Annotated in this window: 19 protein-coding genes; 9 read left to right on the top strand and 10 right to left on the bottom strand. The window is 62.8% G+C overall.

The genetic code is table 11. The annotated features are described in order from the left end of the window. The first annotated feature begins 72 nt into the window (after positions 1 to 72). The 8 genes from NKH93_RS07600 (at position 73) to NKH93_RS07565 (ending at position 7,171) form a co-directional block, all read left to right on the top strand. On the top strand, positions 73 to 798 hold the full coding sequence (locus NKH93_RS07600) for a 3-keto-5-aminohexanoate cleavage protein (RefSeq protein WP_352920313.1): 726 nt from the start codon (positions 73 to 75) through the stop codon (positions 796 to 798). A 203-nt stretch (positions 799 to 1,001) separates the two neighbouring features. Next, a complete protein-coding gene (locus tag NKH93_RS07595; RefSeq protein ID WP_352569108.1) occupies positions 1,002 to 2,045 on the top strand; it encodes an acyltransferase family protein in 1,044 nt (347 codons plus the stop codon). A gap of 317 nt (positions 2,046 to 2,362) precedes the next feature. Then, entirely contained in the window at positions 2,363 to 2,866 is a 504-nt protein-coding gene (locus tag NKH93_RS07590; RefSeq protein ID WP_023677254.1) for an Lrp/AsnC family transcriptional regulator, read from the top strand. Continuing rightward, on the top strand, positions 2,863 to 4,026 hold the full coding sequence (locus NKH93_RS07585) for a saccharopine dehydrogenase family protein (RefSeq protein ID WP_352920317.1): 1,164 nt from the start codon (positions 2,863 to 2,865) through the stop codon (positions 4,024 to 4,026). Before NKH93_RS07590 ends, NKH93_RS07585 begins: the two co-directional genes overlap by 4 nt. Before the next feature lie 111 nt (positions 4,027 to 4,137). Further along, a complete protein-coding gene (locus NKH93_RS07580; protein ID WP_352569105.1) occupies positions 4,138 to 4,926 on the top strand; it encodes an ABC transporter substrate-binding protein in 789 nt (262 codons plus the stop codon). 133 nt (positions 4,927 to 5,059) lie between these two features. Further along, positions 5,060 to 5,731 (top strand): amino acid ABC transporter permease, encoded by a 672-nt coding sequence (locus NKH93_RS07575; protein WP_023720609.1) that lies wholly within the window; start codon positions 5,060 to 5,062, stop codon positions 5,729 to 5,731. Beyond that, the gene (locus NKH93_RS07570) at positions 5,728 to 6,402 is read left to right on the top strand and encodes an amino acid ABC transporter permease (protein ID WP_352920321.1); all 675 of its coding nucleotides are present in this window, start codon (positions 5,728 to 5,730) and stop codon (positions 6,400 to 6,402) included. Before NKH93_RS07575 ends, NKH93_RS07570 begins: the two co-directional genes overlap by 4 nt. Before the next feature lie 25 nt (positions 6,403 to 6,427). Then, positions 6,428 to 7,171 carry an amino acid ABC transporter ATP-binding protein gene (locus NKH93_RS07565; RefSeq protein WP_352473770.1) on the top strand — a complete coding sequence of 248 codons (744 nt, stop codon included), beginning with the start codon at positions 6,428 to 6,430 and terminating at the stop codon, positions 7,169 to 7,171. An 86-nt stretch (positions 7,172 to 7,257) separates the two neighbouring features. Here NKH93_RS07565 and NKH93_RS07560 read toward each other — a convergent pair whose 3' ends face one another. Further along, a complete protein-coding gene (locus tag NKH93_RS07560) occupies positions 7,258 to 7,401 on the bottom strand; it encodes a hypothetical protein (RefSeq protein ID WP_352685236.1) in 144 nt (47 codons plus the stop codon). Positions 7,402 to 7,579: 178 nt separating this feature from the next. Here NKH93_RS07560 and NKH93_RS07555 point away from each other — a divergent pair, with 178 nt between their 5' ends. After that, positions 7,580 to 7,672, top strand: coding sequence for a LysR family transcriptional regulator (locus tag NKH93_RS07555; RefSeq protein WP_352473773.1), 93 nt, complete (start codon positions 7,580 to 7,582; stop codon positions 7,670 to 7,672). A gap of 481 nt (positions 7,673 to 8,153) precedes the next feature. Here the strand turns inward: NKH93_RS07555 and NKH93_RS07550 are convergent, their stop codons facing one another. From NKH93_RS07550 to NKH93_RS07510, 9 genes are all read right to left on the bottom strand, one after another. Next, positions 8,154 to 8,606, bottom strand: a complete 453-nt coding sequence (locus NKH93_RS07550; protein ID WP_352473774.1) for a nuclear transport factor 2 family protein — start codon at positions 8,604 to 8,606, stop codon at positions 8,154 to 8,156. 39 nt (positions 8,607 to 8,645) lie between these two features. Beyond that, positions 8,646 to 9,287 carry a hypothetical protein gene (locus NKH93_RS07545; protein ID WP_352473775.1) on the bottom strand — a complete coding sequence of 214 codons (642 nt, stop codon included), beginning with the start codon at positions 9,285 to 9,287 and terminating at the stop codon, positions 8,646 to 8,648. Between the two features lie 129 nt (positions 9,288 to 9,416). Continuing rightward, positions 9,417 to 9,626: a LuxR C-terminal-related transcriptional regulator gene (locus NKH93_RS07540; RefSeq protein WP_352541235.1), complete on the bottom strand. Its 210-nt coding sequence runs from the start codon at positions 9,624 to 9,626 to the stop codon at positions 9,417 to 9,419. Between the two features lie 229 nt (positions 9,627 to 9,855). Beyond that, positions 9,856 to 10,383, bottom strand: coding sequence for a c-type cytochrome (locus NKH93_RS07535; protein ID WP_502893757.1), 528 nt, complete (start codon positions 10,381 to 10,383; stop codon positions 9,856 to 9,858). Between the two features lie 327 nt (positions 10,384 to 10,710). Beyond that, entirely contained in the window at positions 10,711 to 10,881 is a 171-nt protein-coding gene (locus NKH93_RS07530; protein ID WP_352501300.1) for a hypothetical protein, read from the bottom strand. 242 nt (positions 10,882 to 11,123) lie between these two features. Then, positions 11,124 to 11,804, bottom strand: a complete 681-nt coding sequence (locus NKH93_RS07525) for a hypothetical protein (RefSeq protein WP_352501301.1) — start codon at positions 11,802 to 11,804, stop codon at positions 11,124 to 11,126. Positions 11,805 to 12,012: 208 nt separating this feature from the next. Continuing rightward, positions 12,013 to 13,686, bottom strand: a complete 1,674-nt coding sequence (locus NKH93_RS07520; protein WP_352969775.1) for a LuxR C-terminal-related transcriptional regulator — start codon at positions 13,684 to 13,686, stop codon at positions 12,013 to 12,015. 193 nt (positions 13,687 to 13,879) lie between these two features. Then, positions 13,880 to 14,281, bottom strand: coding sequence for a GFA family protein (locus tag NKH93_RS07515; protein ID WP_352473786.1), 402 nt, complete (start codon positions 14,279 to 14,281; stop codon positions 13,880 to 13,882). A 24-nt stretch (positions 14,282 to 14,305) separates the two neighbouring features. Then, entirely contained in the window at positions 14,306 to 15,364 is a 1,059-nt protein-coding gene (locus tag NKH93_RS07510; RefSeq protein ID WP_352920328.1) for a Gfo/Idh/MocA family protein, read from the bottom strand. Position 15,365: the final 1 nt, after the last annotated feature.

The following is a 15,365-nucleotide window of genomic DNA, read 5'->3' as shown; positions in this document are numbered from 1 at the left end:
TTCGCCAGCGCGATTCCGGTTTTCACTGGCCCGCGCTAGGCTGGCAGCAACCGCAACCGGACTGCCCATAGCATGATTGTCCAGACCTGCATCAATGGCGCGCGCAGCGCCGATTTTCACCCGCGACTGCCGCTTGATCCCGAAGCCATGGCGCGCGACGGTGCGACCTGCGTCGCCGCCGGTGCCGCCGAACTGCATGTCCATGCCCGCGGGCTGGACGGCCGCGAAAGCCTGGCTCCGGCGGCGATGGATCGGACGGTGCTGGCGCTTCGTCGCGCCTGCCCTGGAACGCTGATCGGCGTGTCGACCGGCGCCTGGATTGAGAATGACGACGAGCGGACGCTGGCCGCGATCGCCGCTTGGAGCGAGCTGCCCGACTATGCCTCGGTCAATCTCAGCGAAGACGCCGCGCCCGCTATCATGGAGCGTCTGCGCCAACGCGGCATTGGCATCGAGGCGGGGCTTGCCTCCGTCGCCGACGCCGAACGCCTGGTGAGCCTCGACCATGGCAAACGCGTGCTGCGGATCCTGATCGAAATCTCCGAGCAGGAGCCGGACGCTGCGCTGGAGATCAGCGACGATATCGCCGCCGTGCTCGACGGCGCCGGAATGCGCCGGGCAATCCTGCTGCACGGCGCCGACGCCACGGTCTGGCCTTTCGTGCACCGGGCGGCGGAACGCCGTTGGTCGACGCGCGTCGGACTGGAAGACGGCAAGGAGCTCCCTGATGGAACAGTAGCATCTAGTAACGCTGCGCTGACAGCGGCAGCCGTCGCTATCTTCGAGTCCAGCCGTTAGCGCGGGAACGGCCAATCTCCTCTTCACTGGGGAGATGCCAAGTTTGGCAACGAGGCAGGCCAAAGTCGGCCGAGCATAAGTGTGGCGGCACGCTATATCAATAAAACTTATCTAAAACTTTACGTGTTAATTAAACCAACAATTAATCGGCACATCAACGATCACGTATGTTTATGCTCTCCTGCACCGGGGACCATTTTTTGATGAACATCATTCCACAGAATGATCACGCTGCGCCGCGTCGGATTCAACAGTATACATCGATACAGGTACTGCGGGGGCTAGCAGCTCTCATGGTTGTTATCTATCATCTTCCGGCCGCGCTGGGCATGCTCGATCTGCGTATTCCCGTTCTAAACAGCGGCGTCGACCTGTTTTTCGTCATTAGTGGTTTTGTAATGGTTCTCTCGACAGAGAACAGACGCGCCGACCACCGTGCTTTTTTGATGCAGCGCTTCACGCGCGTCGTTCCCTTCTATTGGGTTATGACCTTCCTCATGGTCGCCGCACTTTGGTTGTTTGCCGGTCGTGCAGTGTTTCTTGAGCAGATCACCAATAGCCTGCTTTTCATAGCCTATCTCGATACGGTCACAGGCTATGTCCAACCGGTGCTTGGCGTGGGTTGGACGCTCAATCTGGAAATCCTGTTTTACATTCTGTTCGCAGCGACTATGCGTTTCGGCACGCTGACGCAAATGGCCATGGTCGGCGTTGTCTTTGCAATCGCCGTAGCGGCGCGCATCGTCTTCAAACCCGCCGCCGACACTGTGCTGTTTTTCTATACCACGCCAATCCTGTTTGAGTTCCTTGCCGGCATGGCGCTCGGCCACCTGGTCGGCAGACTGGCGCGTTTGCCTACCGTCCTGGGTGTCTCGGCGCTCGTGTTCGCCATCGTGTCCATGCTGGTGATGGTACTTGGCTTCAACTTGCCGCGAACCCTTGCTCAGGGAATCCCGGCCTTGATCCTTGTCGCCGGTTGCATCAGCCTGGAAAGCTATTTCCGGCTTTTTGCTCCTCGCCTGCTGGCAAGATTGGGCGATGCCTCCTACTCTCTCTATCTGACGCATCCTATCGTGCTGCTTGCGACCGCTCCTGTCGTTGCAAGCGTCAGCGTATCACCATGGCTTGCTGGCATGGTTATTGTCACCGCCTGCATTGCCGTCTCCCTGGCCAGCTACAGTTTTGTTGAAAAGCCGATTTTGGCCATTTCGCGGATGAGCCTTTCCGCCCGTCACGTGAAGGCATGAGTTGCGGCTGCGCTCCGCGGAACCACGGTGTCCCGCCAATCTTAGACCGGCGGCGCTGAACCTTCAAAAGATCCGGAAACAAAAACCCGCCTCGGGAGGACGGGTCGTTGGAGCCAAATTGGCACCATACCCAAATTAGTAGCATAGCTGCCGGCACAAAGCAAGAACAAAATGTGGCGACATCGACGAAACTGCCGATAGGCGCAGCGGCACGGCGGATGACATGGCTCTTGCCGTTGTTAAAAATCTCTCATAAGGTATTTTCATATCAGAAAGAAAATACGATCATTTCTTTCCCTTTATGAAAGCCTGAGCGTTTGCGGGAACATCTCGATCAGACCGACCGGCGACTGGTCAAGCTGCTGTCGCAAGATGCGCAGCTTGGCGTCAACCGCCTCGCTGAGAAGATGGCGATCTCGGTGCCGACGGTGCGCATGCGGCTGCGCAACCTGCTCGACCGCAACCTGCTCAAGATCGTCGGGCTGCTCAACCTGACCGAACGCCCTGAGCTGATCTCGGCCATCGTCGGCATCAATGCGCAGGGACGCGGCCGCGCCCGGGAACTGGCGCAGCGCATCTCCGAACTGCCTTTCGTGAACTCGGCCGCCGTCGTCACCGGGCGCTTCGACATCATCGTCGACGTGACCGTGGCCGGTGATGTCGCCGATCTCTACCGCGTCACCAGCGAGCTGATCCCCGGCGCCGGCGAGCCGGGCGAAGTCGTGCGCAGCGAGACCTTCGTCGTCATGGCGTCCTGCAACAAATGGGTCAGCCTGCCGGAAGGCTGCTGGTCGGACGAGACGCGGAAGGAAATGGCATGAAGATCGCGGTTCTCGGCGGCCTCGGCCTGCAAGGCCGGGCGGCGATCGCCGATCTCGTTGCCAGCGACGGCGTCGAGCAAGTGGTCTGTGTCGACACGGCAACCGACGGCGCTGCGCGGCTTGGCGGCCTGACCGACCTTGCCAGGGTGCGTTTTGTCGTGCCGGAGGGCGCGATCGGTCCGGTGCTGGCCGATGTGATGGAGGACGTCGATGCGGTCATCGACCTGTTGCCGCAGCCGCTGATGCGCGACGCGGTGCAGGCGGCGATCGCGACGCGCACGCCGCTGGTCACCACCAATTACGGCAAGGCCATCGCCGATCTCGCTCCCGAGGCCGAAAAGGCCGGCGTGTCGATCGTGACCGAATGCGGGCTCGACCCCGGCATCGACCTGGTGCTCTACGCGCGCGCCGCCAGCCAGTTCGACACCATCACCGCGATCGATTCCTACTGCGGCGGCATTCCCGAGCCGAAGGCGGTGGTCGAGCCGCTGCGCTACAAGGTGAGCTGGAATTTCGACATGGTTCTGGTCAGCCAGAACCGCGACAGCGTGCTGGTCGAGGACGGCAAACGGGTCGATGTGCCGGCCGCCCGCCAGCACGACAATCGTTTCATCCACGAGATCGAGGTGGCGGGACTGGGCAGGCTCGAAGCCTTCCCCAATGGCGACGCGCAGCATTATGCCGGCATGCTCGCCGCCGCCAAGGGGCTGCAGCGCTCCGGCCGCTATTCGCTTCGCTGGCCCGGCTGGTCGGCGTTCTGGGCGCCGCTGAAGCAGCTCGGCTTCCTGTCCGAGGACAAGGTGCAAAGCACCGGTGCCAGCCCACGCGAATTCCTCGGCCGGCTGCTTGGCCCGCAACTGCAATATGGCGCCGACGAAAAGGACCTTTGCGTGATGCGCAACGTCTTTGTCGGCAGCGAAGGCGACCGCCGCAAGACGGTGACCTCGGAGCTGGTCATCGAACGCGACCTCGCCTCGGGCCTATTCGGCATGAGCCTCGGCGTCGGCTATCCCGCCAGCATTGTGGCGCAGATGCTGGCACGGCGCGAGATCGCCGCGCCCGGCCTGCTCAATCCGCTGCTGCATGTTCCCGATGGCCGCTTCCTCGATGAGCTGGCCAAGCGCGGCATCAAGGTTGCCGAAACGGTGAGCTGGGACTGAAGGATTTTCGAACGGTGGTCGCCGCCGGCAACGGCGCTGCCGCTCAAAAAGCACCTCGATGGGGTGAAACAACAAGTGGAACAACAAACGACAACAAGGAGGAATGCCCAAATGAAGATTGCCAAGCTTTTCATCGCCGGCCTTGCGCTCGCTGGCCTTACCGCTGCCGCCAGTGCGGGAACGCTCGACGAGATCACCAAGCGCGGAGAGTTGCGCGTCGCCGTGCAGACGCAAGGACCGCCCTTCTCGCTGGTGGGTGCTGCCGGCGAACGCACCGGCAGTTCGGTCGAACTCGCCGAACTGATGGCCAAGGAAATGGGCGTCAAGATCACCTTCCTCGACTTCGACTGGGACGGCCTGATCCCGGCGCTGCTGTCGGGCAAGGCCGATCTTCTGGTCGCCGACATGACCCCGACACTGGCGCGTGGCATGAAGGTCGCCTTCACCAAGCCTTACATGTACACCGGCAGCACAGTCTTCACCAAGGCTGGGACCGCCTTCAAGTCCACCGAGGACTGCAAGGCCAAGGGCACCAAGATCGCGGTGCTGCTCGGCGCCACCGGCGAGAAGGAAGCCAAGGCCGCCTTCCCCGACGCCGATATCAAGAGCTACAAGGGCGGCGGCCCGCTGCTGCTCGACGCCGTCAACAACGGCCAGGCCGATTGCGGCGTCAACGACGTCTCGGCGGTCAAGGGCCAGTCGACCGCTTACCCCGCCGACAGCTTCATCATCATGCCGGACATGCTGTCGAAAGAGCCGCTGGCCTTCGCCACACGCTATGACGAGCAGGACCTGCTGGTGTGGATGAACCTGTTCCTCGACCAGGTCAGCCTCGACGGCCGCCTGCAGAAGAACCTCGATTACTGGGTGAATTCCGACGCCTGGAAGAAGGATCACTGAGTAGTGTGAATGGTGAATGGTGAGCAGGGAGTAGGGGGTAGGGAGTAGAGAAGAGCTACTCGCTACTTGCTGCTCCTATTCCCAATTCCCTATTCACTATTCCCTATTCACTATTCACCATTCACCGTCCAAAATGCTCGAAAACTTCAGCTTCCGCACCATCGTCGAATATCTGCCCCTGTTCGGGCAGGGCCTCGTCACGACCGTGTGGCTGTCTGTCCTCTCCTTTGCCGGCGCGCTCGCCGTCGGCATCGTGCTCGCCGCCATGAACCTGCAGCGCGGCCGGCTGTTCCGCGTCCCGGCCAAGGCCTATATCGACGCGGTGCGCGCCACGCCGCTGCTGGCGCAGCTTTATTTCCTCTATTTCGGCCTGCCGCGGCTCGGCTTCGTCCTGCCCGAGCTCGTCGTCGGCATCTTGGCCCTGTCGCTGAACAGCGGCGCCTATGTCGCCGAGATCATCCGCGCCGGCATCCTGTCGATCCCGCGCGGCCAGGTGGAGGCCGGCGTCGCCTCCGGCATGACCTATGTCCAGCGCATGCGCCTGGTCATCCTGCCGCAGGCGTTCAAGGTGACGATCCCGCCGCTGCTCGGCCAGGCGATCGTGCTGGTCAAGGATTCCGCCCTGTTGTCGCTGATCTCGGTTGCCGAGCTGACGCGCGCCGGACAATTGCTCGCCTCCGACCGCTTCATGCCGGCCGAAGGTTTCATCACCATCGCCGCCTTCTACCTCCTGCTCTATTACGGGCTGAAGGGGCTGGCGGCGCTCTCCGGGCGCTGGCTCGGCCTGGCGGGGGCACGGACATGATCTGGCAGCAGCTGCAAAGCATCGCCGGCAGCTATCCCCTCGCCTTGCACGGCCTCGGCATGACCGTGGTGCTGTCGCTGATCAGCCTGGTGCTGGGCACGCTGCTCGGCTTCGGCCTCGGCATCCTGCGCACCGGCGGCAACCGGCTGATCAGCGGCGCGATCGGCGCCTGGGTCGACCTGATCCGCGGCACGCCGTTCCTGGTGCAGATCTTCCTGATCTTCTTCATCCTGCCGGAACTCGGCATCGAGCTCGACGCCTTCACCGCCGGCATCATCGCGCTGACCAACCTGGCCGCCTGCTTCATCTGCGAGATCGTCGTCGCCGGCATCCGCTCGGTGCCGACCGGCCAGGTCGAGGCAGCACTGGCGTCCGGCCTGTCGCGCTGGCAGCGCATGCGCCAGGTGGTGCTGCCGCAGGCGATGCGCATCGTGCTGCCGCCGCTGGTCGGGCAATATGTGCTGCTGATCAAGGATTCCTCGGTCGTCTCGGCCATAGGCCTCACCGACCTCACCCGCGTCGGCTGGCTGGTGGTGCAGCGTGTACCCAATGGGCTGCTGGTCTTCTTCCTCGTCGGCCTCGGTTACTTCATCGTCTGCTACCCCCTGATCATGCTGGCCCGCCGGCTGGAGCAACGCATGGGCGCGGCGCATGGCGAGGTGCAGTTGTGACATCGAACCTCAAGGGTCCGGCAATATGACCAAAACCGGCATGATCGAATTTCGCGGCGTCAACAAATGGTTCGGCACGCTCAACGTGCTGAAGGACATCAAGCTCAGCGTCGAGCCGCGCGAAGTGGTCGTCGTCTGCGGCCCGAGCGGCTCGGGCAAGAGCACCCTGATCCGCTGCATCAATGGGCTGGAGACGATCCGCGACGGCGACCTGACGGTCGACGGCCAGCGCCTCGGCGACCCCGCCACCAACATGACGCGGCTGCGCACCGAGATCGGCTTCGTCTTCCAGTCGTTCAACCTCTACCCGCACAAGACGGCGCTCGAGAACGTCACCCTGGCGCCGATCCATGTCCGCAAGATCCCGCGCGCTGAAGCCGAGAAGGCCGGGCGCGAATTGCTCGCCAAGGTCGGCCTCGCCGACAAGGTGAACGCCTATCCGGCGCAGCTGTCTGGTGGCCAGCAGCAGCGCGTGGCGATCGCGCGCTGCCTCGGCATGCGCCCCAAGATCATGCTGTTCGACGAGCCGACCTCGGCGCTCGATCCCGAGATGATCTCGGAGGTGCTCGACGTCATGGTCGCGGTGGCCGAGGAAGGCATGACCATGATGGTGGTGACGCACGAGATGGGCTTTGCCCGCAAGGTCGCCCAGCGCGTCGTGTTCATGGACGCCGGCGCCATCGTCGAGAGCGGCACGCCGGATGAGTTCTTCTCCAACCCGAAGACCGACCGCAGCCGCGCTTTTCTGAGCAAGATCCTGCGGCATTGACAGCAGCGACAATACGCACCGAACCTGCCGTCGCCTTTGCGCCGAGGTTGCGCTCGAGCCTACAATGAATCATCCGCAGCGGCGCACTATGGCGACACACCGAGCGCGCGCAGTGCATTGCCTGCTGCGACATATTCGATGAAGTCGTGGGGGCAGTCGCGTTCCGCAAGCCGGTACCGCCGCAAGGCTTCATCGTCACGGCCGTCGAGCCGGTAAAAACTCCGCGACATAGAGATTGGCCTCGCATAGATTTTCGCGTTTCTTGGCCGGGACCGGGACGGGATCGTCGGCTGCGGCCAACGCTGCTTCGGGCGTCTGTTCGCCAAGAAACATGCGAAACCAGCGGCGCCGGCCAACTTCACGGCCGCGGCCAAGACACTTCGGGTCTCGCCGTCGGCGATCAGCAAGATGATCAGGCAACTGGAAGCGCGGCTTAGCGCGACCCTTCTGACGCGGACCACGAGGGCGACGAGCCTGACTGAAGCCGGCGAGAGGTTTTGAGCCAGGCAGGACCGGCGCTGGAGCTCATCCTTGCCGCAATGAGGGATGCGGGAAGCTTTGCCGAAAAGCCTGCCGGCCGGTTGCGGTTGAATGTCCCGCAGATGATCTATCCGAACTTCCTCAAAGTACCAGAAACTTAGGCAATGATACTTTCCAAATCCCTGCCCCGGAGCGCCGATCTGGTTCCTTTCGTGGCTCCTGCGGACGTGGCCGCGCTGTTCGCGACCAAATCTTGCGCCGGGTTAACGTCCGCTCTGGGCCTAAGATCTGCCGAAGCGTTCAGCCGACCAAGCGGCAGCAATGGGTGGCGAGCCGACGCTCCACGCGAACGCATGGAATGGCCGGCTTGCTGGGCTAGCCGGACGTTGAATGTGGATCAATTCGAGCTGAAAAGAAGCACAGTTCTGGCTCCATGACGCCGGCAGAGCCGATGGTGCCGCCAGCGCAATTCCTTTCTCTGCCCGTTTCGGACCGACGCTTCTCAGAACGCGAAATCCGCGGACTGAACGACATCGGCTGGGAGCCAGGTTTCATGAACTTGCAAGATCTCGGGCCCCCGGCTGTTGCCGCGATCGCGGACCACCATCGTCGTGACCCGGCCATTGTTCGGTTGATCGGAGTCCTTCGCGTCGCGTTGCCATTCGTGGTAGTTCACGACCGCCAGGTCGGCGCTTTGATGGCTGATCCGGATGTCGCGTATTTTGATACGGAAGGCCGGATTCGATCCGTAGATGCTCTTCATGTAACCTGCGAAATCATTTTTCCCGAACGCCCTGCCGCCCGGCATGATGGCGACCAGATCGTCGCTGATCCGGTCGAGCGCGTTCTTCTTGAACGTCGCGTCGTCGCCAGGGCATCGGCCCGCCACCCAGTCGGTGAAGAATTCGTGGATGTCGTGGATCGTCGCCTCGATTTCCTTCGTTTGAAGGGACATTTTTTCCTCCTGTCTCAAGATGATGCTGGATCAGGCGCTTTACGCCGTGGCTTGCCCCGACCGGACGCTGCTTGAGGACAGCCCGTACCACGCGAGCCACAGGCACATGAGAAGCGAGGAAATCAGCCAGATCGGACCCCCGATGCCGATCCCGAGCTGCTCACCGAGTGTCCACCCGGTTGCTGAAAGGATACCGAACGCCGAGCCGACGATCGCGGCCCATCGGGGCAGTATCCCAACGTTGTCGCGGGCATCGTGATACGCGACAAGCGCTGTCGCCAAGGCTAACGCCCAGAATCCGTTACCCATGCCGCCGGAAAACGCCCACCAGGTCATGAAGGCGTTGGTGTCACCCCGGTCGGCCGCGACCGCGACCACCGATGCCTCGGCGACTGCGGTGGAGAACGTAGTCAGGGCGCCGAGAGCCATCACCATCCAGGCAGAACTCAGCATCGGCGAACGCCGAACCCGGGGGTTGAGCGCCAGGTTCAGGAACGAAGCGCCGGCGATCAGGAACAGCGCCGCTGCCGCCGTCCAATGGACCGTAGCCCATCGCCCATGGCCCTCGGCGATATTCTGCATCTGAACAGACAAATCCGCGTCCGGTGGCCCGTGAAAGACGAGCGCAGCCGCCAGCAGCAGCGTTCCGGTGGCGAGCCAGACACCGCCCGGCCCGCTCATGCTGTTATTATTCGTTGGCATCGGGAAAACCTCCTGTGGCCTTTATCACGCCATGAGGTTTAGACCCGCGCCACGGTTGCCCGCTTCGGCGTAAGTACCCACGCAGCGAGAAATTTGGCTTGGGTAGGATTACCCAGATACGACCATGCCGATCAGGCCGTGCTCGACCGCATAGGCCGTGGCTGCCGCGCGCGTGCGCACGTTCAGCCGCGTCAGGATATCGCTAACGTGACGGTCTACCGTCCGCTGGCTCAGACCGAGCTCGCGGGCAATTTGAGGAGGTGGCGGCAGGTTACCGATGTGACAGAAGTTCGTTTCGGGCTCAATCGAGCCGTTCATCGCGTCCGCCGCCGAGGACCGGGGGAAGGGTGGATGCTGCCATTCGTCTCGTCGATGGGAACGAGTAGGTAGCGCCAATATCGCGACATTCATGGCGCTTCTCAAAAGCGGCCCTTCGCGCAACGGCTCGAATCGACCCATTTCTGCCGTTCGGATATCGGCCTCATCATCTCCAAGGCGGACATTCACCCATTATTCGACTAAAAATCTCGTTCCGATCAAAGCCGCCCTACTTCGTTGCAGCGGCTGCGGCTTCCCCCGGCGGCATAATCCGCATCATGAACGTCGACACCGCTTCCCCGGGTTTGAACGGGCCGGGAACCTGGTGGCTGACCGGCTTCACACTTTGGAGGAATGCCGCGATCGCCATGGCGTCATCCGCGGTGAGATGCGCAAAATCGCGCCAAGGCATGATCGGCGCCAGGATGCGGCCGTCCGGCCGTTCGCCGGTCTGGATCGCGGTGACGATCTGCTCCGGGGTCCAGCTTCCGATACCGGTCTCCCTGTCAGGCGTGATATTACGGGCGACAAAGACACCAAGACCAGGAATCTCGAAGCCCACATCTGAACCGCCAAGGAAGCGCGACATGTCGGGCTTCCCGAAGAAGTAACCGGATGTGTGACAGTCGCTGCAGCCGGCAATCGTAACCAGATATTCGCCGCGCGCGATCTGTGTGTCATCGGCCATGGCCGCGTAAGATGGCAGGGCAACAATCGACGCTGTCAAGAATGCAAGATGAACTGGTGTCCGAAACATTGCTTCCTCCCTGTGATCTGTTCGTGTTTGTCCGTCGACCTCCCGCGCCGTCAACCGGTCGCAATTCCCCGATTTTAACCACGTCGAGGACGCTGAATTCTAGCATGGCCAGCACGTAGTAACCATCAGCGATCAATTGGATGGTCGGCACTTGTCGCGCCCCGTTGAGCGCAGCTGTGACGGAGCTTGCTCAGCCGACGCACACGCCTTCTTTTGGCGCGATCGAGCCACGCACGTTGATGGATCGACTTCGTCGCCTGAAATGCCTTGACGGTCGGACCGGGTCGAACTCGGTCGTTCAGAGTGATTGGGTTTGATCCTGAAACGTCAGCCGCAGGCGACCGGATTCTTCAGCCGCCACACCGCATCATGCGCCGCCTCGGCCGGCCGCGCGCGCCTGTCAACCTGAGCAGTCCCACCTGTCAGCCGCATCAGTGCACCCACCGCGAACCACGCGGAACCGTCAAATCCCCATAGCGCCGGAACCACGCCCTCCATCCCGCGGGTTCTTTCCCTGGAGGCTTTCGGACGCCGGCCCTCGCGCCAAGCCAACACCTGTTGGCCGGCATCCGTAACCCTAAACAATAGCCGACATTTGCCGCACGCCTTCAGCTTTGACATCGGCGCTATCTTCAATTGCTGCCGGGGTGGCGGTGTAACCGTCAACGTGAGTCATCATGGCCTCCCTGATGTTGATAGGACGGTAACGTATTGCACGTGCCGCTGGCCTCTTGGGGTGCTCACGCGCTGAAGCTCGCGCTGCGAGCTTTCGACACGCTGTTCTCGGCTCGCGCGAGCCCCAACCCGAACCACAACGTCCACAGGGCCATTACAAAAGACGACGCAACCCAGACGAGGCTGCCCAGCCCGATGCCGAACCACATGCCCAGCGGCCATCCGACGAAGGCACCAAGCCCGGCCACGACTCCGACCAGTGACGCCCAGGTCGGCGTTACCTGTTGCCGGCTCAGCGTCTCATTGCCGGCGATCACGGCAACCGCCAGGCAGAGGAACATGAAGCCGTTGGCCTTGCCCTCGGCGAAGGCCCACCAGACCGCGAATCGCGCCATGTCGTTGGCGGCGACGGCATCGGCGACGGTGGTGGCCTCGGCCACGGCGGTTGTCATCGTCCAGAGCGCGCCGACGGCCACCACCGCCCAGGCGGATAGGGTCCACCAGCGTTCGGTCAGTCGAGAGCCGGCGGTCAGCACGATCAGGCTCGCGACGACGAACAGCGAAAGTGCTGCCGCGGCGGCCCAATGCACGACCACCCACAGGGTGACGCCACTGGCGATGGCCTGCATTTGCTGGGCGAGGTCGGGATTAATCGGCCCGTGACCGATCAGGACGAAACCCAAGAGTACAGAAGCGATCGCAAGCCAGGCGCCCGCGACCCGCATTCCGGTATCGGCATGCGACATCGCTACTTCCCTTCATTGTGGCCGGATGTTCGCAGCGCGATCACTGCGTCCGTCTCGCGATCTGTGGGCGAGCTGCGCCGTGGCGCCGCGCATCCATGGCCGATCGATTTCGAGTGCAAGCTAGCGCGGAAGGGAGGGCGGCGCTTCGGGCGAACCACCCAATGGGCGCCGATAACGGCATGGGTGATTCGACCCATGCCAGACCTGCTCAAACCAGGCGGTGCTCGTAGGCCCAGGCGGTGGCGGCAGCGCGCGTGGGGACGTCAAGCTTGTTGAAAATATTGCTGACGTGCCTGTCCACTGTCTTCCCGCTCAAATCCAGTTCGTTGGCGATTTGCTTGTTGGTTTTGCCGGCAGCGACCAGGCGGAGAACTTGCAGTTCACGGGCAGAGAGGCCGCGGGCTCCGTCTGATCGCATGCCAAGCAGGATATCGACACGAGAAAGGTCCGGCATCGCACCGAGCTGCCGAAACACTGTCCGGGCTGCCTGCAACTCCAGTTCCGCACCATCGTTGTCACCGAGGGCGCGGCAAGCCTGGCCTATCATGACGCCTACGCGCGCTGCTTCGTATGGCGCTTCGACTTGCTGCCACCCCTCGAGTGCCTGGCGCAGCCAAGTCAATGCAGCCTGCGCTTCGCCTTCTGCCAGTTCCACCGCTCCCCGCGCGTGAGCGGCAAGGGCGCGCAGCGGTTCGGTTCCGTAGCTTTCTCCAACGTCCGCCAGTTCGTGGCAGGCACGCCGTGCTTCCTCGATGTCATCAGCCGCCAGCATGATCTCGACGTGAGCAGGCAGCAGCCGAATGCGTTTCAGTTGGTCGGTCGTCGCGCCCATGACGCGCCGGATTGCGGCCGCAGCCGCATCGATGTGCCTTTCGGCCAACCGCAACAGGGCAAGGCCCGGCTGCGGTTCGAAGCCATGTTGGCTTGCACTCCGATATGCCTGCTCGGCCACGTCAAAGTCTCCGCGAAGGCGGTATACTTCCGCCAGCTGGTACCATGCTCCAGCCGTATCTCTCCGATTGTTCGACTGCGTCAAACGCTCCACGGCCTGCTGCGCTTCGTCGATCGCGTCCTGCCATGCGCCGCTGAGCCGCTTGATCTCGGCGCGATGCATCAGGCAGGTGCCGCTGAAACTGACCAGCTGGGGCTGTTCGGCGCACCATCGCCCCAGGGCGGAGGTCCATTCGCGTGCGCGGCCCAGAGCATGGACTTGCTGACACGCTTCGATCACGCTGCAGTAGATCAAGCCGGTAAGCAGCGGCGACAATTCGCCGGCCGTGACCGAAACCATCGCCTCGTCCAGGAGCGCGAAACCTTCCGCGGTTCGCCGCTGGCGCAACAGAACACGGCCCTGCAAGTGCCGTGCACAGGCCACCAGATCCACGTCCGCAAAGCGCTCGCCAATCTCGACTGCGCCGCTCGCCGCAGCGTAGGCCGCTTCAAGGTTGCCCGAAGCAAGCTGCTGTTCGACATGGGGCAGCATCAGGTAACCCTGTTCGGCACAATCATGTGGCTCGCGTTCGAGCAGCCGATGCGCCCGTCCAAACCAGCCGGCCGCCTGAGCCATCTCCCCACGAAAGACAAGGCGCAGGCCAAGCCAGAAGGCGCAGCGGGCGGCCCGATGGCACTCGCCCGCGTCCAGATATGCATGATGGGTTCGCTCCAGGGCCCGCAGGTACTCCTCGTCGCGCCCGGTCAAATAGGCCGACATCGCCAGCCGTTCGAGATCGTCCACTGCGAGCGGAGCCGCTTCGCCGGCACGCGAGAAGAACCGATAGGCGTCGTCCCACGCCCTTTCCTCGTAAGCCTCACGACCGAGCACGAGCTGGTCCGCCTCCTGCAAGGAGCCGCTGTTGAATTGCTGTCGGTCTGACCTGCCCATCCGCATTGGTTCCTAGCCATCAATGGCTGCTTTGGAGCCAAGGTGCAGTATAACATGCTCGAACGCGAATGACCGGAATGCACTTAAAGCGCTCTGAATGGGGAACGTCCCGGACGACTGAAACGGGTCGAACTCGGTCGTTCAGAATGATTGGGTTTGATCCTGAAACGTCAGCCGGCCGTGGCCGGCGTCTTCAGCAGAACGTCGCCAGAGGCTCAGTGCGGATCTCGACCCACTGGCAGCGCCGGCTCTCATGATAGAAGGACAAGAAGGGCGATGGGAACGCAGGGTCCGCGAAGGCACCCACCGGGATGGCGGTCAGACCGGGCTGGGTGTCGATCCGGTAGTGGACGGTGGTGCCGCAATCCGGGCAGAAGCTGTAGATGACGCGGCCACCCTCCTCGCCGGTGCGCGAGAATTCCGCTGCCCGCCCCTCGATCGATACGTCATTCTCGGCAAACCGCGCATTGAAGCTGAATGCACTGCCGGTGCGCCGCTTGCAGGCCAGGCAATGGCAGACGGAGACGCGCACCGGCTCGCCCGAACAAATGGCCGATAGCTGACCGCAGGAACATTCGGCGCGACGCGTGACCATGGCTACTAGACTCCTGAAATGACCTCACTGCGCATCCGCGTGGGTGCTCAATTCGGCCCGCTTCTCATCCGAGACGACGGCGAGATCGAGGACCTTCTGCAATTCGGCAGCATGCCGGAACGACGGTTCGGCCTGGACGCCGCTGCGCACCGCATCGACGAAGCGCTGGTAGTTGGTCTGCACCGTTCCGGCGTCCAGAACTTGCCATTTGGCGTTCTCGACATCCTCGCCGATGCAGGCTTTCAGCTCCGAGCCGGTCAGATTGTGCACGACTTCGATGCCACCCTTGTCGCCGTAGATGCGCAGTCGGAGCTCGTTGAGATGGCCCGTCGCCCAGCGGCTGGCATGGACGACGCCGAAAGCGCCATTGCTGAAATCGAGCGCCATGGTGAAACTGTCATTGGCGTCGAGCTCGTACTCCCCGATCCGGTTGCCAGGCGCCTTGTCGAAGGACCGCAGGCGGCAGAACACATGGTCGATGTCGAGCGCCGCGCCATAGCTGGCGAAATCGAGGATGTGGATGCCGACGTCGCCCAGCACGCCATTGGAGCCGTGGCCGCGCGACAGCCGCCACAGCCATTTCGGATCGGTGCGCCAGTCGCCCCAGAACTTGGATATCAGCCAGCTCTGCAGATAGGACGCCTCGACATGCCTGACCGTGCCGATCTCGCCGGCCAGCACCATGGCGCGCGCTCTCTGCAGCGGCGCGACGTTGCGATAGGTCAGGTTGACCATGTTGATGATGCCGGCCCGCTCGGCCGCATCGGCCATTTCACTGGCCCTCTGGTAATTTTCGGCGAGCGGCTTTTCGCACAGCACCGGCTTGCCCGCCGCGATCAGCATCATGGTGGTCGGATGGTGGATGCGATCGGGCGTCACGTTCGCCACCGCGTCGAACTTGCCCCATGCCAGCGCCTCGTCCAGCGACGCGAAGCGGTTGGGGATACCGTAGATGTCCGAAAACTTGTCGACACGCGTGCGGTCGAGATCGACGGCGCCGATCAGTTCGACGCCCTCGATCTTGCCGAACTGCCTGGCATGCTCCTCCGCCATCCAGCCGGTGCCGAGTATCAACAGACGCATG

It is taken from the genome of Mesorhizobium sp. M0954, from assembly GCF_040319155.1.
Taxonomy (GTDB): Bacteria; Pseudomonadota; Alphaproteobacteria; order Rhizobiales; family Rhizobiaceae; genus Mesorhizobium.
The sequence above is the reverse complement of the archived record's forward strand: the minus strand, read 5'-3'. Positions and strand labels throughout refer to the sequence as shown.